The following is a 25100-nucleotide window of genomic DNA, read 5'->3' on the forward strand; positions in this document are numbered from 1 at the left end:
GCTTACAGGGTCCTCGCCACTTCCTTGATCTCGAACACCTCGAGCTGGTCACCTTCCTGGATGTCGTTGTAGTTACGCAACTGCAGACCGCACTCGTAACCGAACTTGACTTCCTTGACGTCGTCCTTGAAGCGCTTGAGCGATTCGAGCTCTCCCGTCCACACCACGGTGTGGTTGCGCAGCAGGCGCACATGCGAGCCGCGCTTGACCACGCCTTCGAGCACATAGCAACCCGCAATCGAACCCACCCTCGAGACCGTGAATACCTGACGAATCTCCACCAGGCCGATGATCTCTTCACGCTTCTCGGGCGCCAGCATGCCGGACAGCGCTGCCCTCACCTCATCGACTGCGTCGTAGATGATGTTGTAGTAGCGGATATCGACGCCGAAGGTCTCGGCCAACTTGCGCGCACCGGCATCGGCACGCGTGTTGAAGCCAATGACCACCGCGCTCGAAGCCTGCGCCAGGTTGATGTCGGATTCGGAAATCGCGCCAACCGCAGAGTGGATGACGTTGACCCTGACCTCGTCGGTGGAGAGCTTCTGCAGCGACTGCACCAGCGCTTCCTGCGAACCCTGTACGTCCGCCTTGATGATCAGCGCCAGGGTCTTGACCTCGCCCTCGGACATCTGATCCATCAGGGTCTCGAGCTTGGCGGCCTGCTGCTTGGCAAGCTTGACGTCGCGGTACTTGCCCTGACGGAATTGCGCGATCTCACGTGCCTTCTTCTCGTCGGCGAGCGCGATGGCTTCGTCTCCGGCAGCCGGAACGTCCGAAAGGCCAAGAATCTCGACCGGAATCGAAGGCCCGGCAACATCGATCTGCTTGCCGTTCTCGTCGAGCATGGCGCGGATGCGGCCAAAGGTGGCGCCCGCCAGCAGGACATCGCCCTTGCGCAACGTACCCGACAGCACCAGCAAGGAGGCAACCGGACCGCGACCCTTGTCGAGACGGGCTTCGATGATCAGGCCTTTGGCTGGGGCTTCGACCGGAGCGGTGAGCTCCAGCACTTCGGCCTGCAGCAGCACTGCCTCGAGCAGTTCATCGATGCCCGTACCCTTCTTCGCCGATACCGGAACGAACATGACGTCACCGCCATACTCTTCAGGAATGACGCTCTCGGCGATCAACTCCTGCTTGACGCGATCGGGGTTGGCCTCGGGCTTGTCGATCTTGTTGATCGCCACCACCAGCGGCACGCCGGCGGCCTTGGCGTGGTGAATGGCTTCCCGCGTCTGCGGCATCACGCCGTCGTCCGCAGCCACCACCAGGATGACGATGTCGGTCGCCCTCGCACCACGCGCACGCATGGCCGTGAAGGCCTCGTGACCCGGGGTGTCGAGAAAGGTCACCATGCCGCGTGAGGTCTTCACGCTATAGGCGCCGATGTGCTGCGTAATGCCGCCGAACTCACCCGAAGCCACCTTGGCAAGACGGATGTAGTCAAGCAGCGAGGTCTTGCCGTGGTCGACGTGGCCCATGACGGTGACCACCGGCGCACGCGGCAGGACTTCCACGTCCTTGTGCTCGTCGTGCTCGACGAGGAAGGCATCGGGATCATCCAGCTTCGCCGCAACCGCGACGTGGCCCATTTCCTCGACGATGATCATCGCCGTGTCCTGGTCCAGCACCTGGTTGATGGTGACCATCGTGCCCATCTTCATCAGGACCTTGATCACCTCGGCCGCCTTGACCGCCATCTTGTGGGCGAGATCAGCCACGGTGATGGTTTCGGGCACGTGCACCTCGCGCACGATCGGCTCACTGGGCGCCTGGAAATTGGTGCGATCGTCCTGCTGGTGGCGGCCATGACGACCGCCGCCCCTGCCCGCACCACGCCAGTTGCTGCTGGTCGTGGCACCGACCTCGCCGCGGGTCTTCAAGCCGCCCCGGCGCTTGGCGCCATCGGCCTCGCGTGCGGGCGCCGCAGCGCCGCGCTTGGCCTCTTTCGCCGCCGGCTTGGCATCCTTCGCCGCCGGCTTGTCGGCGGCCTTCGCTGGCCTATGCAGCGTACCGGTGACGGGCTTGGCTGCCGCCGGCTTCGCCGGCTCTTCCTTCTTCTTCAACTCTGCCGCAACCCGCGCCTCTTCATCGGCGCGGCGATTGTCGGCAGCGGCACGGGCCGCCGCCTCGCGCTCATTGCGTGCGCGCAGATCCGCAGCCTGGCGGTCCCTGAGCGCGCGCAGACGCTCTTCGTCACGCTTGCGCGCAGCAATCTCTTCATCGCTCAGAAGTTCGCTGATCGCCAGCGGCTTGGAGTGCACGAGCGTGGTCGTCGTCTTCGCCGGCGCGGGCCTGGCTGCGGCGGCTGGAGCGGGCTCAGGCTTGGCTGTGGCGGACGCGACTGCTTCCACCGCGGCATCAGGCTTTGGCTCGACCGCCTTCACAGGCTCGGGTTCGGGCTCGGACTTGGGCTCGGGCGCAGCAACGGCTGCTGGCTCGCTCACCACGGGCTCGGCCGCCACAGGCGGCTCGATCACTTCCGGCGCAGAGGGGGTGATGGAGGCAATCGCCTCGGCTGCAACAGGCGCCTCGAGCGCCACTGCGTCCTCGGCAGGCTCCACCACGTCGGAGCTGGCGGCCTCGGCAAGCACTTCATCACGCTTGACGAAAGTGCGCTTCTTGCGCACTTCGACCTGCACGGTGCGCGCACGCCCGGTGGAGTCGGTCGCGCGGATCTCGCTCGTCTGCTTGCGCGTCAGGGTGATCTTGCCCTTGGGCTCGGTATCGCCATGGGCACGTCGCAAGTAATCGAGCAAACGCGCCTTGTCCTGTTCGGTGAGCAGATCGGCGGCGCCGGATTTTTCCACGCCCGCACGCTTCAACTGCTCGAGCAGCAACGCCGCCGGCATTTTCAGTTCGCCGGCAAACTGGGTCACGCTCATGTTTTCCATTACTGCCCTCCCATCATTCTTCGAACCAATGGGCGCGCGCAACGGAAATCAGCGCCTTGGCTCTTTCTTCGTCGATCCCGGCCAGTTCAACCAATTCGTCGACCGCAAGGTCGGCGAGGTCTTCACGGGTGCGCACACCCTGCTGGGCCAGTTTGGCGGCAAGGGACTTCTCCATGCCGTCGAGATTGAGCAGATCGTCGGAGACATTCTCCAGCTGCTCTTCGGTCACGATCGCCTCGGTCAGCAACACATTGCGTGCGCGATTGCGCAGCTCGTTGACCGTATCCTCGTCGAATGCCTCGATTTCGAGCATCTCGGTCAAGGGCACATAGGCGACTTCTTCCAGGGAGGAGAACCCCTCCTCGATCAGGATGTCGGCGATTTCTTCGTCGACATCCAGTTTTTCCATGAACAGCCCACGCAGGCCTTGCTGCTCCTCGGCGTTCTTCTCGGCCGACTCCTGCTCGCTCATCAGGTTGATCGCCCAGCCCGCCAGCTCTGATGCGAGCTTGACGTTCTGGCCATTGCGACCGATGGCAATGGCGAGGTTGTTTTCATCAACCACCACTTCCATGGCGTGCGAGTCTTCGTCCACCACGATGGAAACCACTTCGGCGGGCTGCAGCGCCGCGACCACGAACTGCGCCGGATCGGCCGCCCACACGATGATGTCGATCTGCTCGCCACCGATCTCATTGCGCACGGCAGTGACGCGCGAGCCGCGCAGGCCGACACAGGTGCCGATCGGATCGATGCGGGGGTCGTTGGACTTCACCGCGATCTTTGCGCGCAAGCCGGGATCACGGGCGCAAGCCTTGATCTCCAGCAGCCCGTCCTCGATCTCGGGCACCTCGAGCTCGAACAGCTTCATCAGGAATTCCGGCGCAGTACGCGACAGAATCAGCTGCGGGCCACGCACGCCGCGATCAACCCGCAGCAGGTAGGCCTTGATGCGATCACCGACGCGCAGGTTCTCGCGCGGGATCTGCTGATCACGCGGCACCACCGCCTCCATGCGCCCCACCTCGATGATCGCGTTGCCGCGCTCCATACGCTTGATGGCGCCGGAGACGAGGAAGTCCTTGCGCTCGAGAAAGTCGTTGAGCACCTGCTCGCGCTCGGCGTCGCGAATCTTCTGCAGGATGACCTGCTTCGCAGCCTGGGCGCCGATGCGACCAAAATCAATCGGCTCCAGCTCCTCGGTGATGTACTCACCAAGCTGAATGCCGGCCTCGAGCTCACGCGCGTCGATGATGCCCATCTCCGCTTCGTCGTTCGTCACCTCCTCATCGAGCATGACGATCCAGCGCCGGCACGAAGTGTAGTCGCCGGTCTCACGATCGATCACAACCGACACGTCGGCATCATCATGGATACGCTTTTTGGTTGCGGAGGCCAGCGCGGACTCCAGCGCGGCAAAAACGATGTCCTTGGCGACGTTTTTTTCACGCGCCAATGCATCAACAAGCAGCAGAATCTCGCGGCTCATTTCAGGAAAACCTCCACATCCAAAGTCTTAGAATTTAGGTACAAGGCGCGCCTTTTCAATGTCCTGGAAAGGCAGCAAGTGCTCGCCCTTCTCGGTTTCGAGCACCACGGCGCCATCGCGCACACCGCCCAGCACCCCGACAAAATTTCGTTGATTACCGATCGGCAATGACAGCCGAAGCTGGGCATTTTCGCCCACGAAGCGCTCGAAATCGGCCAATTTCTTGAGCGGCCTGTCGAGGCCCGGAGAAGAAATCTCGAGGCGATCGTAGTCGACGTTCTCGACCTCGAACACACGCTGCAGCTGGTTGCTCACCGTGGCGCAGTCATCAACGGTGATGCCGCGCTCGATGTCGAGAAACACGCGCAGCAAGCGCCCACGCGGCGAAAACTCGATATCCACGAGTTCATAGCCGAGGCCGCTCACCACCTGTTCAATCAGATTCTCGATGCCTGCTCGCATGCTTCTCTTCCACCACACGCAAAATCGTCGCGCACAAATAAAAAATGGGCCTAATGCCCATCATCCATGGGCCTGATGCCCACCATTCACTCGCCCTCTCAGAAGCACGCTGCGGGCCACAACCGAAGGACGGAAAAGCCCGGCGCATGCACTGAAGCTGCCGCCGGGCAGAAGCCATCTACCAAAGCCTTGAGATTATAGCGTCAAAAACAACGGCGGGGCAAACTGCTGCCATTGAGCAATTGCCCCCCGTGGCTCGCCAAAGGGGGCGACCGAGAGTGCACTCAGCGCGTTGTCGGCGTCGTCCGATGCATCTTTGGCGGACGCTTGGCGCGCTCGTCCTTGGGCACCTCGCGCACGGGCGCGGGCAGGCCGGCGAGCTGGCAGGCCTCGGCCTCGGGCATCTCCATCCACATGCCGCGCTTCAGGCGTGCCGGCAACTCGACCGTACCGTAGCGCACGCGCATCAGCCGACTGACGGTCAGACCGATGGCCTCGAACATGCGCCGCACCTCGCGGTTGCGGCCTTCGGAGATCGTCACCCGATACCAATGATTGACGCCCTCTCCACCCTCGTTACGCAAGCTGTTGAAGCGGGCCGGGCCGTCAGCGAGCTGCAAGCCCTCGACCAGCGACTTCGCCTGCTCCTCGTTGAGCTCACCGAGCACGCGCACCGCGTACTCACGCTCCATTTCATAGCGTGGGTGCATGAGGCGATTGGCAAGATCACCATCGTTGGTAAACAAGAGCAGGCCTGAAGTGTTGAAGTCCAGACGCCCCACCGCAAGCCAGCGCCCCTTGCGCAAGATGGGCAAGCGTTCGAAGACCGTGGGGCGGCCGTCCGGATCGTCCCGTGACACGATCTCGCCTTCAGGCTTGTGATAGATCAGCACGCGCGGCGAACGCTGAGAGAACCTGAGCGGCACGAGCTTACCGTTGACCTTGACCCGGTCTCCCGGACCGATCTTCTGACCGAGCGCGGCCGGCAAGCCGTTGACCGAGATGCGGCCTGCAAGCACCCACTCCTCGATTTCACGGCGCGAACCCACGCCGGCCTGTGCCAGCACCTTCTGCAGGCGCTCGGGCTCGGAGAGCGCGCCCGCGGCATTGCGTCTGCCACCCTGGCCCTGTGCAGTGCGCGCACGCGCGCCGCGCTCACTGCCGTCGGGCTGACCCAGCGCCGATTTGTGGGCGTCGGGCCGACGCGCGGGATCACCACCTTGACGCACACCCGCTTGCCCACCCCGTGGCGAGCGCACCCCGCGCGGGTCGGCATTGAGATGGGCGTTCGGATCCTTGGGCTGCGCATCATCAGCGTGCACATCCTCGCGCCGGGCGCGCGGCGCGCGGCCGAATCGATCGGAATTGTCGACCGGATCAGACTTCTTCTGGGGGGGCCGCAGCGGGCTGTTCGGTTTGCGAGACATCAACGAGGTCCATGATTTTTTCGATTTCAATGAGCGCCGGCAGTTCACTCAGACTGCGCAGGCTCATGTCATCGAGAAAGCGCCGGGTAGTGGCGAAAAGTTCCGGGCGGCCTGGAGTATCGCGGTGACCGACAACATCAATCCAGCCGCGCGACTCCAGCGTTTTCAATATATTGGGTGACACCGTGACGCCGCGCACATCCTCGATGTCACCACGCGTCACCGGCTGCCGGTAGGCGATGATTGCCAGTGTCTCCATCACCGCCCGCGAATAGCGCGGCGGCTTCTCCTCCTTGAGCCGGTCCAGATAACACTGGTACTCGGCGCGGGTCTGAAAGCGCCAGCCGCTGGCGAGTTGCACGAGTTCGACGCCACGCTCAGCTGCAGACCATTGCGCGCGCAACTCTTCGAGCAGCTTGCGAACCAGATCGTTTCCGGGGTCCTCGTCGAACAGGCGACGCAGCTCCATCACCGTCAAGGGCGCCTGGGTGGCCAGCAAGGCCGCCTCGATGACACGCAACCAGGCTTCAGGTGTGGTCGCGGGATGCATCGGCCAGCCTGACGTAGATCGGCGCAAAGGCCTCGTTCTGGCTCACTTCCACCAATCTTTCCTTCACCAGTTCCAGCACGGCGAGAAAACTCACCACCAGTCCCGCCGCCCCGAGCTTCACATCGAACAGCGCGTCGAACACCACGAAATCACCGTCTCCGAGCTTGCGCAGGATGGCGGTCATGTGCTCACGCACCGAGAGCTGCTCACGCCCGACCCGGTGGCTCTGCGTCAGACGGGCATGTTTCATGATGCGCAGCCAGGCGAGCTGGAGGTCGTGCAGGCTGAGCTCAGGCAGGCGCGCGCTCACTTTCTCGGCGACAAACACGCCCGCCCACTCAAAATCACGTTCGACACGCGGCAGCATGTCCAGCCTCGCGGCGGCCAGCTTCATGCGCTCATATTCAAGCAAACGCCGCACCAACTCTGCGCGCGGGTCGTCTTCGATCACACTCTCGCGCGCCGGCCGTGGCAGCAGCATGCGTGACTTGATCTCGAGCAACATCGCCGCCATCAACAGATACTCGGCCGCGAGCTCGAGGTTCGTCTCCCGCATCGCTTCGACGTAAGCCAGATACTGCGCCGTGAGCGGCGCCATCGGCACGTCCAGCACGTCAAGATTGGCCTTGCGGATCAGGTACAACAGCAGATCGAGCGGCCCTTCGAAGGCGTCGAGGAACACTTCCAGCGCGTCGGGCGGAATATACAGGTCTTTCGGCAGTTCGAGCAGCGGTTCGCCATAGATACGCGCCACATGCTCAAGCACCATGGGCGCATCCATCGGCGCCAGGTCAAGCGGCAGACTCATGTGCGCATCGCCTCAGATGCCGATCAGGGCACCGAGCACAAAGCGGAAGCCGGCAATCAGCGGCCACAGGATGGCGCCAAGCACGCCGGTAAACAAGAGCACGAGCAGAATCGGAAAACCATAGGGTTCGAGGCGGGCGAATCTCCACGCCAGATGGTGTGGCAGCAAGCTGACGGCAATGCGCCCACCATCCAGCGGCGGCAGGGGCAGCAGGTTGAGCACCATCAGCACGGCATTGATCTGCATGCCGGCATCGGCCATCTTCAGCAGCGGCAGGGTATAGGCGCCGGGCTCACCGACCAGCGCGATGCGGAACAGGATCGCCCAGCCCAGCGCCATGATCAGGTTTGTGAACGGTCCCGCTGCGGCGACCCACAACATGTCGGCCTTGGGGTTGCGCAGACGACTGAAATTGACCGGCACCGGCTTCGCCCAGCCAAACAAGATGCCGCCCGCCCCGAACAGCGAGCTCAAAGCGAGGATGCTCGCCGGCACCAGCAAGGTACCCACCGGATCGATGTGGCGCAGCGGGTTGAGCGTTATGCGCCCGGCCAGGTCGGCGGTGGGGTCGCCAAAGTGCCTTGCCACATAGCCGTGCGCGGCCTCGTGCAGGGTGATGGCGAGCAACACAGGCAAAGCCCAGATTGCCAGCGCCGAGATCAATGAGTCCATGGACGCGTCAACGATAAAGGCTGCATTCTAACAGAGCGCCAATGGGCCTCAGCCGAGGCCGAAGGGCGCGAGTGCGCCGCGCCCTTCGCGCACGAGCTGTGGCGTGCCCGAGCTCAGATCGATCACCGTGGTCGCCTGCGCACCGCAGGGGCCGGCCTCGATCACGAGATCCACCAACTTCTCCATGCGTTCGCGGATCTCCTCGGGGTCGGTCAACGGCAGCTCTTCTCCGGGCAAGAGCAGCGTCGAGGTCAGCAAGGGTCCTTCCAGCTCGGCGAGCAACGCCAGGACGACCGCATGCTCAGGCACGCGCAGGCCAATGGTCTTGCGCTTGGGGTGGAGCAGACGTCGCGGCAACTCCTTCGTGCCCTCAAGGATGAAGGTGTAAGGACCCGGCGTGGTGGCCTTGAGCAGACGGTACTGGCTGTTGTCCACCCGCGCGTAGGTGCCGATTTCGGACAGATCGCGACACATCAGGGTGAAATGATGACGATCATCGACGCCACGAATCTTGCGGATGCGATCAAGCAGACTGGCGTCGCCGGTGGAGCACACCAGGGCGTAAGCCGAATCGGTGGGCAGCACCACCAACCCGCCAGTACGGATGATCTCGGCAGCCTGGCGAACGAGCCGCGGCTGGGGCTGCTCAGGGTGTAGGGAAAAGAATTGGGCCATGATCGGTTTGTTCTCAAATGAAGCGTGACCACACTGGCATGAGGTCAGGCGGAAGGGGTTTGCAACGTCCGAGGTCGGTCGGACTCTCTTGTTCGCCGTGAAAGTCGGAGGCGCGCGAGGCGAGCAGGCCGCGCTGACGGGCAACCGTGGCGAAGCGGCGCATCTCGTCCTCACTGTGCGCACCTGAAACCACCTCGATGGCATCGCCACCTGCAGCGACGAAACGGTCAAGCAGTTGGGTCATGCCGGCCGCCGACAGGCGGTAACGCGCTGGATGCGCAAGCACCGCAACACCGCCCGCGGCCACGATCCAGCCCACGGCGTCCTCCAGCGATGCCCAGGTATGCTCGACGAAACCGGGCTTGCCGCGTACCAGGTAATGATCGAACACCGTTTTCACGTCCGGCATGATGCCACTGGCAACGAGATGGCGGGCAAAGTGGGCGCGGCTGACGAGTGCAGGATTGCGCGCAAATTGATGGGCGCCTTCGAGTGCACCCTGGATGCCGACCTCGGCCAGCGCCGCTGCGATGCGCTGCGCGCGGGCCTCACGCCCGGCCCTGAGCTGTTGCAGGCCGGTGACGATCGCGGGCGCGCAGGGGTCGATGGCCAAGCCCACGATATGCACGCTGTCATTGGCGAAGGACACCGAAATCTCCACCCCGGGCACGAACCCGACCCCCAACTCGGCCGCCGTCCGCGCGGCGACGTCGAGCCCACTCAACTCATCGTGATCGGTGAGCGCAAGCAGTTCCACGCCGTTCGCCTGCGCACGCCGCACCACGTCGGCTGGATCGAGCCAGCCGTCGGACACGGTGGAGTGGCAGTGAAGGTCGGCGTTGAGCAAGTGCATGCGGGCAAGTTCCTGCAAAGAAGTGGTAAAACGAGCAGTCATACGAGTTGTCATGGACCGTCTGACAAGAAGAACGCTTCAATGATCCCGGCAATCTGCTCGGGCTGATCGTGATGCAGGTTGTGTCCGGCATCGGCGAGCGTGAGCAAGCGCAGCGCGCCAAAGCAGGCCAGAGCCGCAGCGTGATCGGCGTCGCTGATACCGATCCGCGCACGCAAATGATCTGTCCCGGGCTCCGCGCCGGGCTCGACCACCAGCACCGGAGCGGTGATTCGCTGCCAGCAGGCTTGCGCCTCGGCGCGTCGGTAAAGCACCGGATTGACGCGACGGTGCGCGGGATCGCCCGCGATGCGCCAGCCTTCGCCTTCAGCCTCGGCCAGGGCGTGCGCCAGCCAGGTCGCACGCGCCGAACTCAGGCGCGGATTGTCCTGCCGCAGACGTGCGGCGATCGCATCGTGGCTGGGGTAGGCACGCGGTCGCGGCCTTACGGTCAAGCTCGCCAACCATTTCTGGTAACGCCCGGGCGCCTCGGCTGCAGGCCGATCCGGCAAACCAAAGGCGTCGAGCGCAAGCACACCCGCCACACGCGCAGGACGAATGCCGGCATACATGAGCGCGACATTGCCGCCCATGCTGTGGCCGACGAGACGCACAGGGGCATCGTCATTGCCCTCGCAAAGTCGCAGGATCGCATCGAGGTCGGCAAAATAGTCCGGAAACCAGTACCCATCCCCGCCGCACCATGCGCTGCGACCAAAGCCACGCCAGTCCGGGGCGATCACATGCCAGTCGTGGGCAAGCGCATCGACGACGAACTGGAAGGACGGCGACGCGTCCATCCAGCCATGCAGCAGGTAGAGCCGTGGCAAGCCTTCCTCGCCCCATTCGCGCAGATGGAGGCGCAAACCGCGGACGTCAGCAAAGCGGGAACGGGAAATTTCCATCGCCGCATCATAACAAAGCACCCGCGCCGCCATGCCGCCGCCTGAGCGCTCGAAGACCTCGCCTACGCCGCCCGCAAAAGCTCGACATGACACACGGAGCGTCCCGCCCGACCGACCATGAAGCGGCTTCGATCAGCGTTTGAAAGCGCTCGAACCCTCTCGAACCCCATGCGCGGCCCTACGGACACCACACCACGCATGCACAAGTCCGCAAAAGCAAAACGCCAACCCCGAAGGATTGGCGTAAGTGCTTGATTCTATGGTGCCGGCAATAGGAATCGAACCCACGACCTTCTGATTACAAATTTGCAAAAGACGGTGTTTTTCGGGGTTGAACTACATGCACAAAAACGCTCAAGGCCATTGAAAAACAAAGGCAAGTTTATTTTTCGCATTGCTCGGCGTTGAGCCGGATTGCTAGAATATGGCTACATGGTGGCTACATGGAATCGCCGTGTAGCCAACCCAAGCTGGAGCCGACACCATGCAACGCGAGCGACTGACCCCTGACCGCATCCGCCGCTTCACCATCCCGACCGACAAGACCCAAGCCTTCCTGTGGGACACTGAAGCGCCCCGCCTTGCCGTGCGCGCGACCGCTGGCGCGAAGGCGTACATCTTCGAGTCCAAGCTGAACCGCCGCACCCTGCGCGTGACCATCGGGGATGTGCGCGCCTGGAACCTTGATGACGCCCGCGCCGAGGCTCGCCGCCTGCAAACACTTGTCGACCAGGGCATCGACCCCCGCGAACAGAAAGCCGAGCGCATCGCCGCATCCGAAGCCAAGCGCGAGGAAGCCCGCCGCATCGAAGCGCCCGCCCTGGACGCCTGGAACGCCTACATCGAGGCCCGCGCCGCCCGGTGGAGTCCGCGCACCCTGCTGGAGCATCAGCGCGCCATCGCCCCCGGCGGAAAGCCCAAGACTCGAGGCCGCAAGAAAGGCGAAGGCGACACGACGCAGCCCGGCATCCTGCTGGCCCTGCTCGAGCGCCCCCTATCGGAGATTGACGCCGCCGCCGTTCGCGCCATCCTGAGGGACGAAAGCGAGCGCCGGGCGACCATGGCCCGCAACGCCTTCGCCTACCTGCGCGCCTTCCTGAACTGGTGCGCCGACCGCCCCGAGTACCAGGGGCAGATTCACGCCGACGCCTGCGCCGGCCGCATCGCCCGCGACGAACTGCCCAAGCGCCAAGCGAAGGACGACTGTTTGCAGCGCGAGATGCTGCGCCCGTGGTTCGAGCAGGTGCGCGCCATCACCAATCCGGTGCAGTCCGCTTACCTGCAAGTGGCCCTGCTGACCGGAGCCCGCCGGGAAGAAGTGGCCGGCCTGCGGTGGGAGGACGTGGATTTCAAGTGGAAGGCCCTGACCATCCGGGACAAGGTGGAAGGAGAGCGCACCATCCCGTTGACGCCCTATGTAGCCGGCCTGCTGCACGACCTGAAGCGCCGCAACGACACGCCGCCGCCCGAGTACCGCATCCTGCACGGCAAGCGCATCAAGAACGACCTCGAAGCTTGGGAGCCTTCGCCGTGGGTATTCAGCAGCCCGAGCGCCGCATCCGGCCGCCTGCAAGAACCGCGCATCGCGCACAAGCGTGCCATCACCGCCGCCGGCCTGCCGGATGACCTGACGATTCACGGCCTGCGCCGGAGCTTCGGCACCTTGGCCGAGTGGTGCGAAGTGCCCGCCGGAGTGGTGGCGCAGATTCAGGGGCACGCACCGAGCGCCATTGCTGAAAAGCACTACCGCCGCCGCCCCCTCGACCTGCTGCGCATGTGGCACGAGCGCATCGAGGCGTGGATTCTGGCCGAGGCCGGCATCGAGCCGCCGACCGAGCAAGAGGCCGCCCCCGCCCTGCGCGCGGTGGCCTGACCGAGCAATGCCGCCCCTACCTCGACGGAGGGAAAAGCCGGACACCTTCACCCGGCTGGCGCGGCACCCAAACGAAGGAGCGTATCGAAGGAGCACGCAATGCACGACGACGACATTCCGACCGCCGAGGCCGCCGAGTTCGCGAGGGCGTTTGATTTGTATGTGAAGCTCGACGAGGTGAAAGCGACCGCCGGGCGCCTGCGAGCCGCCGCAGACCGCACGACCGGCTTGGAGTTCGAGGCCAACATCCGGCAGGCCAAAGAGGCCGAGGTGGAGGTGGCACGCGTTGAAGCCGCATTGCGTGGTGAGGAACTGACCGAAGCGATTCCGAGCGCCGCCGGCTTGCCGGGTGGGCTGCGCGAAGGCGACGTGGCCCGGGAGCAGCCGATACCGGAGTCACAAACCGACGAAGGGCACCGCAAGCGCCGCATCGAGCTTATCGAGGAGGGGGAACGTGCCCGCCTCCGCGTGCGCGATGAATGGCAGCGGGAACGGCAGGGAACGGTGGGCGAGGCGGACCAGGACAGCCGGCCCGAGCTGACCCCCATGAAGCGCAAGGCCATCATCGAGCGCCTGGGGCGCAGATACCCCGCGTTGGCGTCTGCCGTGGACCGGCCCGAAGAGTGGGCGAAGGCATGCCGCGTGCCGAAGGAAGCAAGCCCTGACGGCAAGCAAGGCTGGTACTACCTGGAGCGCATCGAGGCCGAATGCCGCACCCGGTATGGCGGAGCCGCGCCAACGCCCGCCGCCGACCTGAGCCTCGCCGGGCAATTGCACGACATCAACCGGTAAACCCCCAATTCCCCCAGAAATCCCCCGGAAATTCCCCGGATTTTCCCGCTTTTCCCCATCTCGTTGAACTGCATCCCATGCCGCGCAAGCGGAGTGATTGAGGTTCAACGAAAATGCAATCCAACACCCAGACCAAATACAGCACCGAGCAGGCCGCCGCCGCGCTGGGTATTCGCCCGCAAACGCTGCGCGCCGCCCTTTGCCGCGATGGGCATTACTTCGGCATCCGCCCGGTAAAGCTGCCGAATCGCATGCTGCGCTGGCCCGGCGAGGCCATCGACCGCCTACTGACCGGCGAGGTGGCCTAAATGGACATCACGCTCTATAGCCACATCGACGGCGACGGCTGCATCGAATACGAGCGCGGCACTATCCTCGTAACGAACGAGGTTGATGTGACCGCCGCGAAGGTTGTCATCGGCACCGCCGGACTTCGCAGCCTGGGCAAGAAATTGGTCGCTCTTGCGGATCTGTTGGAAGGGGGCGCGCAATGAAAAACGCCCCCGACCGCAAAGCAGCCGAGAGCGCCATTGAGCAGCGCGGATTCTACACCGACAACCCCCGCCACCAGCGTGCTCTAGCCCTGCTGCTTCAACGCCCCGCCCGACGCGAGGAAATCGACCGCGCCGCTGGATGTAGCAATGCGCCCGACTTGATTGGCGAGCTTCGTCGGCGTGGCCTGGAACTTCCCTGTGAGCGCGTGGAAGCACTGGACCGCGACGGTCGCCCTTGTCGTCCTGGCGTGTATCACGCCACCGCGGCCGACCGCCGCAAGGTGTCTGCATGGTTGCGCCACCGTGGTGCTGGCTTCATCGCGCCTGAGCTGTTGGGCTGGGTCGCCCTGGCTGCGGTCGTCGGCCTGATGCTTGCGGGAGGTGTCTGATGCGCCGCTACGCGCCCCGCACGCCCTACCGATTCACTATCGAGCTTCCCGCGCACATCGCGGACACGGTGCACCTGAGCGCCGAGGAACACGGCTGCTACATGCGCCTGCTGTTCAGCTACTGGCGCTCCGGCCCACCGAAAGACGATGACCGCGTGCTGGCCCGCATCGTCGGCTCGTCGGTCGAAGAGTGGGCTGAGGTCCGGCCGATGGTGGAGCCGTTTTTCGAGGTCTTGCATGGGCAGTGGCTGCACTGGCGGACCGATGACGAGTTGCAGGCCGCCTATGAGTCCATCGAGAAGTCATCGCGCGCCGGCAAGGCCGCTGCAAAAGCCCGGTGGGACAAGGAGAAAGGCCGCACCGCCGACAATGACAAATGCGAAGCCGATGCGGTCGCAATGCGGTCGCAGTGCGGTCGCAATACGAATCGCAGTTCCAATAGAAATATAGCGAGCGAGCACCAAGCGAAGGAGCCAACCCCAACCCAAACCCCCCGAGCCAAGGCGAAGCAGCCTTTGGGCGACTTCGATGAGGACGTGGCCCTTGCAGAGCGCGACCTGGGCATCGGGAGGCCGGCATGACGACGAATCATTCCGCCCTGGCTGGGGAAATCATCAGCCTGCGCCCGTACCAGTCGAATGTCGTCGACGCCACCCGCGCCGCCCTGCGCGCCGGTAAGCGCCGCGTGCTGACCTACCTGCCCACAGGGGGGGGCAAGACCCGCGTGGCGACCGCCATCACGCAAATGACGCTCGCCAAGTCATCCGGCCGCGTCATCGTCCTGGCGAATCGCAAGCAACTCGTCCACCAGTTCGCCGCCGCCTTGCGCGCTGCTGGTCTTGATGTGGGCATCGCCCAAGGCGAGAACACAGCCGGCCTGCATCATCGCGTGGTCGTGTGCAGCATCGACACCATTCACGCCCGGAACTACACGTTCGACGACGTGGCGCTGTTCATCATCGACGAGGCGCACGCGGTCGCCGGCAGCGAGAAGTACCGCCGCCTGCTGTTCCGCTTCAACAAGGTTCCGGTTATCGGACTGAGCGCGACGCCGTTTGCCCGTGGTCTGGGCAAGCACTACGACGAGCTGCATGGTGCGCTGTTCGAGGAACTTGTCGTCGGTGCAACGGTGCAGCAGTTGGTCGACGACGGGTTCCTGACGGACCTGGAAATCTACGCGCCCAGCAAGCCCGACATGGCGGGCGCGAAGCTGACCCGCACGCCCGAGGGGGAACAGGACTACCGGCAAGCCGACATCGACGAGGCCACCGACCGGCCCGAGCTGGTGGGCGACATCATCCGGCACTGGCTGAAGCTGGCAGCAGGCCGCAAGACCATCGTATTCGCGTCGAGCATCGCGCACAGCAAGCACATCGTCGGGCAGTTCCAGGCCGCCGGGGTGACGGCCGAGCACCTTGACTGCTACATGGACGACGACACCCGCGCCGACATTCTCGGGAAGTTCGAGCGTGGCGACTTCACGGTGCTGTCGAACGTGGCGCTGCTGTCCGAGGGCTTCGACCTGCCGAACACTTTCTGCATGATTCTGGCGAGGCCCACAAGGTCGCTGACGAGGTTCCTGCAAATGGTGGGCAGGATCTTGAGGCCGGCCCCCGGCAAGACTCACGCCCTGCTGCTGGACCACTCGGGCAGTGTGCAGCGCATCGGCCATCCGTTCGATGACTTGCCGCTGGATCTGGACGACGGCAGCCCGAACAAGTCAGGCTGCCAAGAGCGCGAGAAGCCCGAGCCCAAGCCCTGCCCGAGCTGCAAGTTCGTCAAGCCGGCCGGCACCCGCAAGTGTCCGAAATGCAGCTTCGAGCCCGAGCGCCAGAACGACATCGAGGTCATCGACGGTGAGCTGGAGCGATTCGACCGCAAGGCCAAGAAGCCGGCGACGCCCGACCGCAAGCAGCACGTCTATTCGCAGTTGCTTCAGGTCGCGCGCAACAAGGGCTATTCACCCGGTTGGGTGGCGCACAAGTACCGCGCCATGTTCGACGTGTGGCCGCGCAACATGCGTGACGTGACGGCCACACCGACCGGCGAACTGCTGTCCTGGCTGAAGTCGCAAGAGATTCGCTTCGCCAAAGGCCGCGAGAAGCATCAGGAGGGCCGTAGCCATGTCTGATCGCCTGGATGTTCGCCACATCGCACAAGGCCGCTGGCGGTCGATTCTGACGGTCCTAGGCATGGATGAGCGCGCCCTGTCCGGCAAGCACGGCCCCTGTCCGATGTGCGGAGGCCGCGACCGCTTCCGGTTCGATGACAAGGACGGACGCGGGACCTACTTCTGTTCCGGCTGTGGCGCAGGCGACGGTGTGCAGCTGGCAATGGGCATCACCGGCCTGTCGTTCCGCGATGTGGCCGCCGAGGTCGAGCGCATTGCCGGCAAGATCAAGCCGACCGCCACCAGGACCGAGCGCACCGACGACGACAAGCTGCATGCATTGCGCCGCGCCTTCAAGGAGTCCAGGCCGATTCAGCGCGAGGACGAGGCATATCGCTACTTGGCTGGGCGAGGGCTGCGCCTGCACGACCTGCCCGAGAGCATCCGCACGCACCCCGGCATGGCGTACCTGGACGACGGCAAGATGCTGGGCACGCTCCCGGCGATGCTGGCGACCGTGACCGATGCGACAGGCCGCGCGGTATCGATGCACAGGACCTATGTCGAGGACGGTCAAAAGGCGGCTGTACCAGCCCCGAGAAAGATGATGCAGGGATTGCCCCTTGCTGGCGCTGCAATTCGCCTGACGCCGGTTTCGAGAAGCCTGGGGATGGCCGAGGGCATCGAGACCGCCCTTGCCGCCGCCGAGCTGTTCGAGGTGCCGACCTGGAGTTGCATCAGCACCAGTGGGATCGAGTCATTCGAGCCGCCGGCCGGCGTGGGGCACGTCATCATCTTCGCGGACAACGACGCCAACTTCGCCGGGCAGGCCGCAGCCTACCGAGCAGCGCACCGGCTGGCGCTGCGCAGCATTGAGGCTGAAGTCGTGATCCCTCCCCAAGTTGGGGACTGGCTCGATGAACTGAATCGACGGCGACCGCCGACTTGACCGCCACCCACCCGGCCCCGAGCCGGGTTTCTTACGAACGACGTTACGAGCGACGCAATGCGTAATCGGCGCTCCACCTCAACGAAATGTCCGCATCAAGCATCTCTGATCATGACTTAAGCCTCACCTTAAGCGAGCGCGGCCAAGGTGATAACGCCCAAGGTAAGTGCGACATTTCCTTTGAGCTTTCCAGCATTGCGTTCCCGGTCCGCGAAATCGGCAGCATCGCCTGATAGCCCTCGGTGTAGGGCACTCATGTAATGGCTATCAGCCTTGGCCCGCACCCAAAAGCCTGAGGCGATGAGGGCGCCACCGATGAACGCAACGAGAATATCTTCATTCATTTCGCGATGTCAGTATTGCGTGCACTGCACGTCATCACCGAGTCGAGTGCAGTGAGTGCGCTTCGGGGGTGGTGGGGGCTGTATTACCGGTGCTTGGCGCTGACTGTTCGTCATCATGGACATGCCTGCGTTGAACTGGGCCTGCTTTCGGGTTTCCGCGGCGGCGATATGCGGCCCGCAGTCTATGCCTCGGCGCGCAATTTCCTCGTCCATCATTCGGTTCGAATACATCGAAGCAGATGCGCGGCAGAGGTTGTAGTTGCTCTGCTGTGTAAGTTCATCTGCACTCGCAAAGCCTAGCCTAGCCGGTGACCCTGCGCAGCCCACAAGCAGCAGGCTCGCCAAGCAGGCGCTTACTGAGATCACCGTACGCTGCGGAGACATTTGAAACCTCTTCGTAATGAATTGATAAGACGGGGATCGAGAGCCCGCATACTTGCATCTGTGACGACCGCAACGTGATGCCGGGTAACTTGCTCAGAAGTTACGTTATCACGTAACTATGCTTATGAGGTAGTCAAACTGCGATCCTGTGGCTGCACTACGTTCCTGGAATGGAAAATGCGAAACGTCACTTCGCCACCCGATTGCGTGAAGCGATGCAACTGGCGGGGTATGACCCGAAGCCCGCCGTCTTGGAGCGCGAGTTCAATTTGCGCTGGCACGGAAAGCCGATGACGCTCCACGGCGTGAGGCGCTGGCTTCTCGGCGAAGCGATCCCTGGGCAGGACAAAATCGTCACTCTGGCCGAGTGGCTCGGGGTCTCGCCTCAGAGCCTGCGGTACGGAGGCGAGGCGGAGCGGCGCGTCGAGGAGCGAACAAGCTGGTGGGATGAAGTGTTTCGGAGCCAGGAGCGCGATGTAGTGGCTGCCTACTTGGAGCTTCCGCAGGAGCAGCGTCAGGCGCTCAGAAAAATCATCCTGGCGCTCGCAGATAGGAAGGAAGAGGAGGTTGGTGCGTAGGTATCGAATCCGTTTCAGGATGCAGTTCAGCACCGGATCGCAAGGGCTTATCGTGCTCACTGAAGGGGTTTCGGCGAGTGAACGCCATAGCGGGAGCCAGGAAATCAGTCGCTATCCATCGGATGCGCTCCTTTGCGAATCGGCGGTCAATCGGCGCTCCGGCCGGCGGCACATAGAGGCGGAATCCGCACGCCAAAGCGCACAACAAAGCGCACGTCAAAAGCCGGATTTCCGGCTATGCAGGTAAGGCATCGCGTGATCAGCGCGGGAATCCGCACGGAATCCGCGCAGGCTGAGGCCCTAGTCCTCACCCGCGTAGCTGATGGCCAAGCGCAGCCACAACTCGCTGCCACGCCTCTTTTCCTTCTCCGCGTAGAAGGGTATTGACGAGAGCCGCGCGCGCAAGCGTCGAGCTTCCGCCACGATGGCTCGCACCCTGTCTGGCGGGAAGCCCTTGAGATACGTCACGGCGACATCATCTAGGTCGTCGCCTTGGTCCTGCATGCTTGGCTCTGTTGGATTCATCGCGGCGTCAGTCATCGCTTCCCGCGATGTGTCGCGGCAAGGGATGGACTTCCGTCCAACTTCCCTTGAAACGGCAGTCGGTGTCAGTGCCGGGGTCTGCCGTGCCACGCAGAAACGGTGGAATCTCAATCTCCGGCTTGCGCCGACGTTTCCTAAGTCGATACAGGACGACGAGCGCGATGACCGCCGCCGCCACGACCAGCGCAAAGTCAATCTCGGGGATCATGGGTGCGTTCCTAGCCGGTGATGGTGACCGGGATTGTGCGGGCTCTTGTTGCCTTTGTCATCCCGGGCGTCGTCGGAATCGGCCAGTGGAATCATCCTGGTAATCGGCCACAAAAACCCGCCACGCACCGGGTCTGGCGGTTGGCGTTGCGTGTGCCGCAGGTGGCCGGCAGCCTTTGGGGCGAGGATCTGTTCTGCGCGCGAGACTGCTATGCTCATGCGTTGCCCCTACCCAGCATCGCTGCAAGCAACGCGCCCATGACCCCAGCCCAGCTCATCGCCAAGTGGAAGAACAACCCGCTCTCCGAGCGCGCCGGCTCTCAGCCCTTCTTCCTCGACCTCTGCAGCATGCTCGGCGTGGATCCGCCGAACGATCCGGACAGCTACTGTTTCGAGCGCGGCGCCACCCGCACCGGCGCCGGCCACGGCTGGGCCGACGTGTGGAAGCGCAGCCACTTCGGCTGGGAGAACAAAGGCCCCGGCGGTGACCTGTCGGGGGCCCTGCGCCAGCTTATGACTTACGCGCTCGCGCTGGACAACCCGCCGCTGCTTGTTGTCAGCAATCGCGAGATCACCCAGATCCACACCCACTTCACCGGCACCCCGAGCGAGACCTATACGATCCGCCTCGAGGACGTCGGCACGCCGGAGAACCTGCAGCGCCTGCGCTGGCTGTTCACCGATCCCGAGAAGTTCCGGCCCGGCCGCACGGTGCTCGACATCACTAAGGATGCCGCCGGCCGCTTCGCCGACATCGCGCAGTCCATGACCGAGCGTGGCCACGATCCCGCGAAGGTGGCGCACTTCCTAATCCAGTCCTTGTTCTGCATGTTCGCCGAGGACATCGGTCTGCTTCCGAAGAAGCTTTTCGAGCGCGTCATCGCCAAGCGCCAGGGCGACCCAGCCAAGCTCGCAGTGTCGCTGGCGGAGATGTTCCAGGCGATGCGCACCGGTGGCGACTTTCTCCTCGAGGACATCGCCTACTTCAACGGCGGGCTGTTCGAGCACGTGGAAGTCCTCGAGCTGATCCCCGGCGAGATAGAAGCCCTGCTGGCTGCCAGCCGCATGGACTGGAGCGCAATCGAACCGTCGATCCTCGGCACCCTGTTCGAACGTGGCCTGGATCCGAAGATCCGCGCCCCGCTCGGTGCGAACTACACCGACCCCGGCACGATCATGAAGCTGGTCCGCCCAGTCGTCGTCGAGCCGCTTGAGCGCGAATGGGAGGCTGCCAAGGGCAGGATCGCCCCGTTGGTCGAGAAGTACCATGCTGGTGGGAAGGGCTCCCAGAAGGCCGGCCAGGATGCGCAAGCCCTGTTCCTGGGCTACCTCGAGCGCCTCAAGAACTTCCGCGTCCTCGACCCCGCATGCGGCTCCGGCAACTTCCTGTACCTTGCCCTGCGCGCGCTGAAGGACCTCGAGCACCGCGCGAACCTGGATGCCGAAGCGCTCGGCCTGCATCGCCAGCTCACAATTGAGACCAGCCCTGACAACGTGCGCGGAATCGAGATCAACGCCTACGCTGCCGAGCTCGCCCGGGTGACGGTCTGGATCGGCGAGATTCAGTGGATGCTCAAGCACGGCTACGACTGCCGGCGAAACCCTATCCTCGCGCGCCTCGACCACATCGAGAACCGGGATGCGCTGCTGAACGCGGACTGCACCGAGGCGGAATGGCCGGTGGTCGACGTGATCGTAGGCAACCCCCCGTTCCTTGGCGACAAGCGCATGCGCAGCGAGCTCGGCGCCGAGATGACCGCCAAGATCCGCGCCTGCTACGAGGGCCGGGTCCCTGGCGGCGCAGACCTCGTGCTCTACTGGTTCGAGAAGGCTCGAGATCAAATCAAGGCCAAGCGCTGTGAGGCAGCCGGCCTCGTCGCGACAAACTCGATCCGCGGTGGAGCAAACCGAAAGGTGCTGGACCGCATCGTCGAGAGCACCCGCATCTTCGAGGCGTGGAGCGACGAGCCGTGGGTCAACGAAGGCGCTGCCGTGCGCGTGTCGCTCGTGTGCTTTGGAGGGCGCGCCGGCGCAGCGCTCGACGGGCGCTGTGTGCGGGAGGTTCATGCGGACCTAACAGCAGCCGATGGCGGGCAACCCTCGTCTGGAGACCTAACCACCGCCAAAGCTCTCACCGAGAATGAAGGTACAGCGTTCCTCGGGATCCAGAAAACAGGGCCGTTTGACATCCCAGGTGAGCTGGCGCGCCAATGGCTCCGATTTCCAAACCCGCATGGCAGGTCGAACTCGGAAGTGGTGAAGCCATGGTTCAACGGGCTGGACATCACGCGGCGCAACCGAGACTTCTGGATTATCGACTTCGGCGTCGACATGAAGCAGGACGAGGCTGCACTCTACGAGGCGCCGTTCGGATACGCGAAGGAGTACGTGCAGCCCACCCGCGTCGGAAAGCGCGAGGCGAGGACCAACGAACAGTGGTGGATCTTCCAGTGGGCGCGCCCCAAGATGCGAGCGGCCGTCAGAGAAATACCCCGCTTCATCGTGACGCCCGAGGTGTCGAAGCATCGCGTGTTCGCATGGGTGCACCACCCAATCGTGCCGGACAAGAACCTGACGGTCATCGCGCGCCAAGACGACACCACTTTCGGAGTCCTGCACTCGCGCGTCCATGAGCTGTGGGCCCTGCGTCTCGGCACCAGCCTCGAGGACCGGCCGCGCTACACCCCCACGACGACCTTCGAGACCTTCCCCTTCCCCGCCGGCATGACGCCCGCCGACACGGCCGCAGGCGCGCCGACAAGCCCCCAATCCGAGGCTATCGCCGCCGCCGCCCGCCGGCTCAACGCGCTGCGAGAGAACTGGCTTAACCCGACCGAGTGGGTGGAGCGCATCCTGGAAGTGGTACCGGGCTTCCCCGACCGGATCATCCCCAAGTCAGGCCACGAGGCCGAGCTGAAGAAGCGCACGCTGACGAACCTCTACAACCTGCGCCCGGCGTGGCTCGACAGCGCACACAAGGCGCTCGACGCTGCGGTAGCCGCAGCCTACGGCTGGACCGACTACACGCCCGACATGCCCGACGACGAGATCCTGCGCCGACTGCTGGCGCTGAACCTGGAGAGGACAAACGCCAGCCCGCGCACTACCTAAGCGGTATCGTGACACGATGGACCGCTCGCGTTCGCGACAGGACAGGACAGGACAGGAATGATGGACGAGGTTGCCGGCCCGCACGAAGCGCCTCGCCTTGCCGCTGCTGACTCGACACCTGCAGCAGGCCGGAGAGGCTGACACATCCGCCCGACAAGGCCAGAGCACCACACCGACCGTCTGCGCGTCCTGTGCGCTGTCCTGGAGCGCCTGAAGATCCGGCTGACCTAGTCCGCTTCGCAGGAAGCGCGGGATCTCGTACTTCCCTGCTGCAGGATCACGCTGGCGCTATTGATGGCGACGGCTGCGCGAGGCGAGGCGCGCGAACACGGTGCAGTGCGACGGCCGCGCGGCGCGCGCTGGCCGCGACTTGCGATCCAGTTCTTCCACTACAGGCGACGGGCGACGCACAGGCCGCAGGGCGACCACCAGGGCGACGGCCAAGCCAAGGGCGAGCAGCAGATAGGTTATCGCGTTCGTCGCCAGCAGGGCCGCAGGTTGGCAGGTGTCGTTCCTGGCGGTGCTATCCGGCCTGACCGAAGCAGGAAAGCAGGAGACTGCATTCCTTGGCTTGGGACCATCTGAGTCCGCGCACTGCGCCGGTTACGCTGTAACCGCAGGCCGACCGCGACCACCACCAGGATGCCGCGCGGCGACCGAGCGCCCGAGGATGCGGCCCGCACCAGCGAGACCGGCCGCGTGCGTGGCTACACGGCGGCTACATCGCCCGGAATTGGCTACATGGTGGCTACATGAACCCGAAAAGCAAAAGACCAACCCCGAAGAATTGGCGTAAGTGCTTGAATTTATTGGTGCCGGCAATAGGAATCGAACCCACGACCTTCTGATTACAAATCAGCTGCTCTACCAACTGAGCTATGCCGGCGCTGGCTGCGGATTATAGCGCAAGCGGGCGCGAGAGGTTGCATCAGGCGCTTGCGTCGATAACTGTACATCTATACAGTTATCGAACCCCCGCTGCCGGAGACGACCATGACCCAGACCCTGCTCACCCGCCTGCTCCTTGTCAGCGGCCTGCTTGCCGGTTTGATGTTCGGCACCGGAAACACTGCAGCCGGGATTACCGTGGCCGTGCTTGCGGGCACTGCAAGCTGGCTGCTGCGCTCGCAGAACCTGCTCAGACACCAACGCTAAAGCGCGCACAAACGGCTTCAGCGGCCAAACTTGGTCATGAGCTGCTGCAGCTTTTCGGTGCGGCGCTTTTCCGCGGCCTCGGCTTCACGCTTGTCCTTTTGCTGCTTGGCGACGGCTGCAAAGCGCTCCTTCAAGGTGGTCGATGCGTGCGTGCGCTGCTCTTCGGTGACCTCGCCGACGGGCTGCCCCTCAAGGTCAAAGCGCTGCTGAGCGCGCTCGACCGCCTTGAGGTAACGAGTGGAGGCGGTGTGCATGCGCATCGCGGCACGCAGGCTCTTGCGATCGAGATCGGGCATGCGCTCGGCGATGCTGGCGTCGATCTTCAGTGCCAGCGGCTTGCAGTCCCGAAAGGCGGAAAACTCTTTTTGCAAACGCTGCAACAGGGCGCGCGGTTCGATGCGCTTACGCGGCGCCGTGCCCTCAACGGCTCCAACAGATTCAATGGCTTCTGAAGACTCAGGAGCGATTGAATCTGGAACTGAAGCAGGTGCTGCGGCGGCAATGCTGTCTTTTTCGGTGGTCATCAGGAACGAGAACTCTTGCAGGCGGGGCGCGGTCGATCTCGCCCCCGGGTAGTCAGGCCCCGTATTCTACCCGCCACGGCCGCGGCTCAGGCGTTCAAGGGGCAGCACAGCCTCATTCAGGTCGGCGCAGGGCAGATGGGCCCGTGCCACACGCCCTGAAAAGACAAGGCCCCGCTGAGATTTCCTGCGGGGCCTTGTCTTTTCTTCCGGCCGGTCAGTTACGCGAAGCCGGAGACTTCACTCGCACTGCGGGCGCAGCAGGGTCCTCGTCAACGTCCTCCCATCCGGTGATCATCGCCTTGATGTGCGCGAACACGGTGTGACCGGTGGTCGTCAGGTACACATGAATGAAGAAGAACGCGGTGATCATGAACGCGCCCAGAGTATGGACAAGCGCCACAACCTCGAGCGACAGGTACTGATCCAGCCCCAGGCGCGCCCAGTCGGCGTAGAAGAGATAGAGCAGCCCGGAACCCCAGATCATCGGCGAGATGAATGCCAGCAAGGCCAGATAAGCCAGACGCTGCAAGGGATTATGCTTCTGCACCACGGTCTTGCGGAAGGGGTGTGGCATCTCCTTGAAGATACCCACCGTGTAATACAAGGCCATCGCCGTGACGTTTTTCAGCGACGGAATGTATTGCCTCCACTCACCCGTGGTGAATTGCCAGAAGATCGTGAATGCCCAGATCACCACCAGCGTCCATGCTGTCAGGGTATGCAGATCCACCGCGTCCTCGAATCCCATCAGACTGTAGACGCCATGGATCTCGAAGCCGGTGAGCATCAGCACGATGATCAAGGCCGCTTGCGACCAGTGCCAGAAACGCTCATAACGCTTGTAGATGTAAATGCGATGCCCTGTCATTT

Annotated in this window: 26 protein-coding genes and 1 tRNA gene; 11 read left to right on the forward strand and 16 right to left on the reverse strand. The window is 63.8% G+C overall.

The annotated features are described in order from the left end of the window. Window positions 1-2: 2 nt before the first annotated feature. The 10 genes from infB to M622_RS28345 all read right to left on the reverse strand — a co-directional run bounded on the left by infB (window position 3) and on the right by M622_RS28345 (window position 10777). Window positions 3-2897, reverse strand: coding sequence for a translation initiation factor IF-2 (gene infB / locus M622_RS28300; protein WP_021248998.1), 2895 nt, complete (start codon window positions 2895-2897; stop codon window positions 3-5). Window positions 2898-2910: 13 nt separating this feature from the next. After that, window positions 2911-4386: a transcription termination factor NusA gene (gene nusA, locus M622_RS28305; RefSeq protein ID WP_021248999.1), complete on the reverse strand. Its 1476-nt coding sequence runs from the start codon at window positions 4384-4386 to the stop codon at window positions 2911-2913. Window positions 4387-4413: 27 nt separating this feature from the next. Then, on the reverse strand, window positions 4414-4848 hold the full coding sequence (gene rimP / locus M622_RS28310; protein ID WP_021249000.1) for a ribosome maturation factor RimP: 435 nt from the start codon (window positions 4846-4848) through the stop codon (window positions 4414-4416). Window positions 4849-5132: 284 nt separating this feature from the next. Beyond that, complete coding sequence (gene rluB, locus M622_RS28315) at window positions 5133-6275, reverse strand: 23S rRNA pseudouridine(2605) synthase RluB (protein ID WP_021249001.1); 1143 nt, start codon at window positions 6273-6275, stop codon at window positions 5133-5135. Continuing rightward, window positions 6226-6825, reverse strand: coding sequence for an SMC-Scp complex subunit ScpB (gene scpB / locus M622_RS28320; RefSeq protein WP_021249002.1), 600 nt, complete (start codon window positions 6823-6825; stop codon window positions 6226-6228). Before scpB ends, rluB begins: the two co-directional genes overlap by 50 nt. Further along, entirely contained in the window at window positions 6803-7633 is an 831-nt protein-coding gene (locus M622_RS28325; RefSeq protein ID WP_021249003.1) for a segregation and condensation protein A, read from the reverse strand. The genes scpB and M622_RS28325 overlap by 23 nt, the downstream gene beginning before the upstream one ends. Window positions 7634-7645: 12 nt before the next feature. Next, complete coding sequence (locus tag M622_RS28330) at window positions 7646-8305, reverse strand: site-2 protease family protein (protein ID WP_021249004.1); 660 nt, start codon at window positions 8303-8305, stop codon at window positions 7646-7648. A gap of 48 nt (window positions 8306-8353) precedes the next feature. Next, entirely contained in the window at window positions 8354-8980 is a 627-nt protein-coding gene (locus M622_RS28335) for an L-threonylcarbamoyladenylate synthase (protein ID WP_021249005.1), read from the reverse strand. 13 nt (window positions 8981-8993) lie between these two features. After that, on the reverse strand, window positions 8994-9833 hold the full coding sequence (locus tag M622_RS28340; RefSeq protein ID WP_021249006.1) for a 3',5'-nucleoside bisphosphate phosphatase: 840 nt from the start codon (window positions 9831-9833) through the stop codon (window positions 8994-8996). Window positions 9834-9883: 50 nt separating this feature from the next. Beyond that, window positions 9884-10777 carry an alpha/beta fold hydrolase gene (locus M622_RS28345; protein WP_031346684.1) on the reverse strand — a complete coding sequence of 298 codons (894 nt, stop codon included), beginning with the start codon at window positions 10775-10777 and terminating at the stop codon, window positions 9884-9886. Window positions 10778-11261: 484 nt separating this feature from the next. On the opposite strand from M622_RS28345, the gene M622_RS28350 reads away from it, so the two are divergent. From M622_RS28350 to M622_RS28380, 8 genes are all read left to right on the forward strand, one after another. After that, window positions 11262-12650 carry a tyrosine-type recombinase/integrase gene (locus M622_RS28350; RefSeq protein ID WP_021249008.1) on the forward strand — a complete coding sequence of 463 codons (1389 nt, stop codon included), beginning with the start codon at window positions 11262-11264 and terminating at the stop codon, window positions 12648-12650. Between the two features lie 99 nt (window positions 12651-12749). After that, the gene (locus M622_RS28355; protein WP_021249009.1) at window positions 12750-13442 is read left to right on the forward strand and encodes a hypothetical protein; all 693 of its coding nucleotides are present in this window, start codon (window positions 12750-12752) and stop codon (window positions 13440-13442) included. A 113-nt stretch (window positions 13443-13555) separates the two neighbouring features. Beyond that, complete coding sequence (locus M622_RS28360) at window positions 13556-13750, forward strand: helix-turn-helix domain-containing protein (RefSeq protein ID WP_021249010.1); 195 nt, start codon at window positions 13556-13558, stop codon at window positions 13748-13750. Further along, entirely contained in the window at window positions 13751-13936 is a 186-nt protein-coding gene (locus M622_RS28365; RefSeq protein ID WP_021249011.1) for a hypothetical protein, read from the forward strand. It abuts the gene before it with no gap. Beyond that, window positions 13933-14325 (forward strand): hypothetical protein, encoded by a 393-nt coding sequence (locus tag M622_RS28370; RefSeq protein ID WP_021249012.1) that lies wholly within the window; start codon window positions 13933-13935, stop codon window positions 14323-14325. Before M622_RS28365 ends, M622_RS28370 begins: the two co-directional genes overlap by 4 nt. Continuing rightward, the gene (locus M622_RS39335; RefSeq protein WP_021249013.1) at window positions 14325-14906 is read left to right on the forward strand and encodes a YdaU family protein; all 582 of its coding nucleotides are present in this window, start codon (window positions 14325-14327) and stop codon (window positions 14904-14906) included. The genes M622_RS28370 and M622_RS39335 overlap by 1 nt, the downstream gene beginning before the upstream one ends. Next, on the forward strand, window positions 14903-16456 hold the full coding sequence (locus tag M622_RS28375; RefSeq protein WP_021249014.1) for a DEAD/DEAH box helicase: 1554 nt from the start codon (window positions 14903-14905) through the stop codon (window positions 16454-16456). Before M622_RS39335 ends, M622_RS28375 begins: the two co-directional genes overlap by 4 nt. Then, complete coding sequence (locus tag M622_RS28380; RefSeq protein ID WP_021249015.1) at window positions 16449-17384, forward strand: DUF7146 domain-containing protein; 936 nt, start codon at window positions 16449-16451, stop codon at window positions 17382-17384. Before M622_RS28375 ends, M622_RS28380 begins: the two co-directional genes overlap by 8 nt. Before the next feature lie 128 nt (window positions 17385-17512). Here M622_RS28380 and M622_RS28385 read toward each other — a convergent pair whose 3' ends face one another. Next, complete coding sequence (locus tag M622_RS28385) at window positions 17513-17728, reverse strand: hypothetical protein (RefSeq protein WP_021249016.1); 216 nt, start codon at window positions 17726-17728, stop codon at window positions 17513-17515. Between the two features lie 554 nt (window positions 17729-18282). On the opposite strand from M622_RS28385, the gene M622_RS28390 reads away from it, so the two are divergent. Next, window positions 18283-18690: a hypothetical protein gene (locus M622_RS28390; RefSeq protein WP_040830612.1), complete on the forward strand. Its 408-nt coding sequence runs from the start codon at window positions 18283-18285 to the stop codon at window positions 18688-18690. A gap of 300 nt (window positions 18691-18990) precedes the next feature. Here M622_RS28390 and M622_RS40305 read toward each other — a convergent pair whose 3' ends face one another. Both M622_RS40305 and M622_RS28400 read right to left on the reverse strand, forming a co-directional pair. Further along, on the reverse strand, window positions 18991-19194 hold the full coding sequence (locus M622_RS40305; RefSeq protein ID WP_021249018.1) for a hypothetical protein: 204 nt from the start codon (window positions 19192-19194) through the stop codon (window positions 18991-18993). Window positions 19195-19222: 28 nt separating this feature from the next. Next, window positions 19223-19441, reverse strand: coding sequence for a hypothetical protein (locus M622_RS28400; protein ID WP_021249019.1), 219 nt, complete (start codon window positions 19439-19441; stop codon window positions 19223-19225). Window positions 19442-19698: 257 nt separating this feature from the next. Here M622_RS28400 and M622_RS28405 point away from each other — a divergent pair, with 257 nt between their 5' ends. Further along, window positions 19699-22551 (forward strand): class I SAM-dependent DNA methyltransferase, encoded by a 2853-nt coding sequence (locus M622_RS28405; protein WP_021249020.1) that lies wholly within the window; start codon window positions 19699-19701, stop codon window positions 22549-22551. An 810-nt stretch (window positions 22552-23361) separates the two neighbouring features. Here M622_RS28405 and M622_RS28410 read toward each other — a convergent pair. After that, window positions 23362-23437: transfer RNA gene (locus M622_RS28410), tRNA-Thr, on the reverse strand. A gap of 107 nt (window positions 23438-23544) precedes the next feature. Between M622_RS28410 and M622_RS40130 the strand changes: the two genes are divergently transcribed. Next, the gene (locus tag M622_RS40130) at window positions 23545-23706 is read left to right on the forward strand and encodes a hypothetical protein (protein WP_021249021.1); all 162 of its coding nucleotides are present in this window, start codon (window positions 23545-23547) and stop codon (window positions 23704-23706) included. A 17-nt stretch (window positions 23707-23723) separates the two neighbouring features. On the opposite strand, the gene M622_RS28415 is transcribed toward M622_RS40130, so the two are convergent. Further along, a complete protein-coding gene (locus M622_RS28415) occupies window positions 23724-24230 on the reverse strand; it encodes a ProQ/FINO family protein (protein ID WP_021249022.1) in 507 nt (168 codons plus the stop codon). A 214-nt stretch (window positions 24231-24444) separates the two neighbouring features. After that, a complete protein-coding gene (locus M622_RS28420; protein WP_021249023.1) occupies window positions 24445-25098 on the reverse strand; it encodes a cytochrome b/b6 domain-containing protein in 654 nt (217 codons plus the stop codon). Between the last annotated feature and the right edge of the window lie 2 nt (window positions 25099-25100).

The sequence above is a fragment of the Thauera terpenica 58Eu genome (genome assembly GCF_000443165.1).
GTDB lineage: Bacteria > Pseudomonadota > Gammaproteobacteria > Burkholderiales > Rhodocyclaceae > Thauera > Thauera terpenica.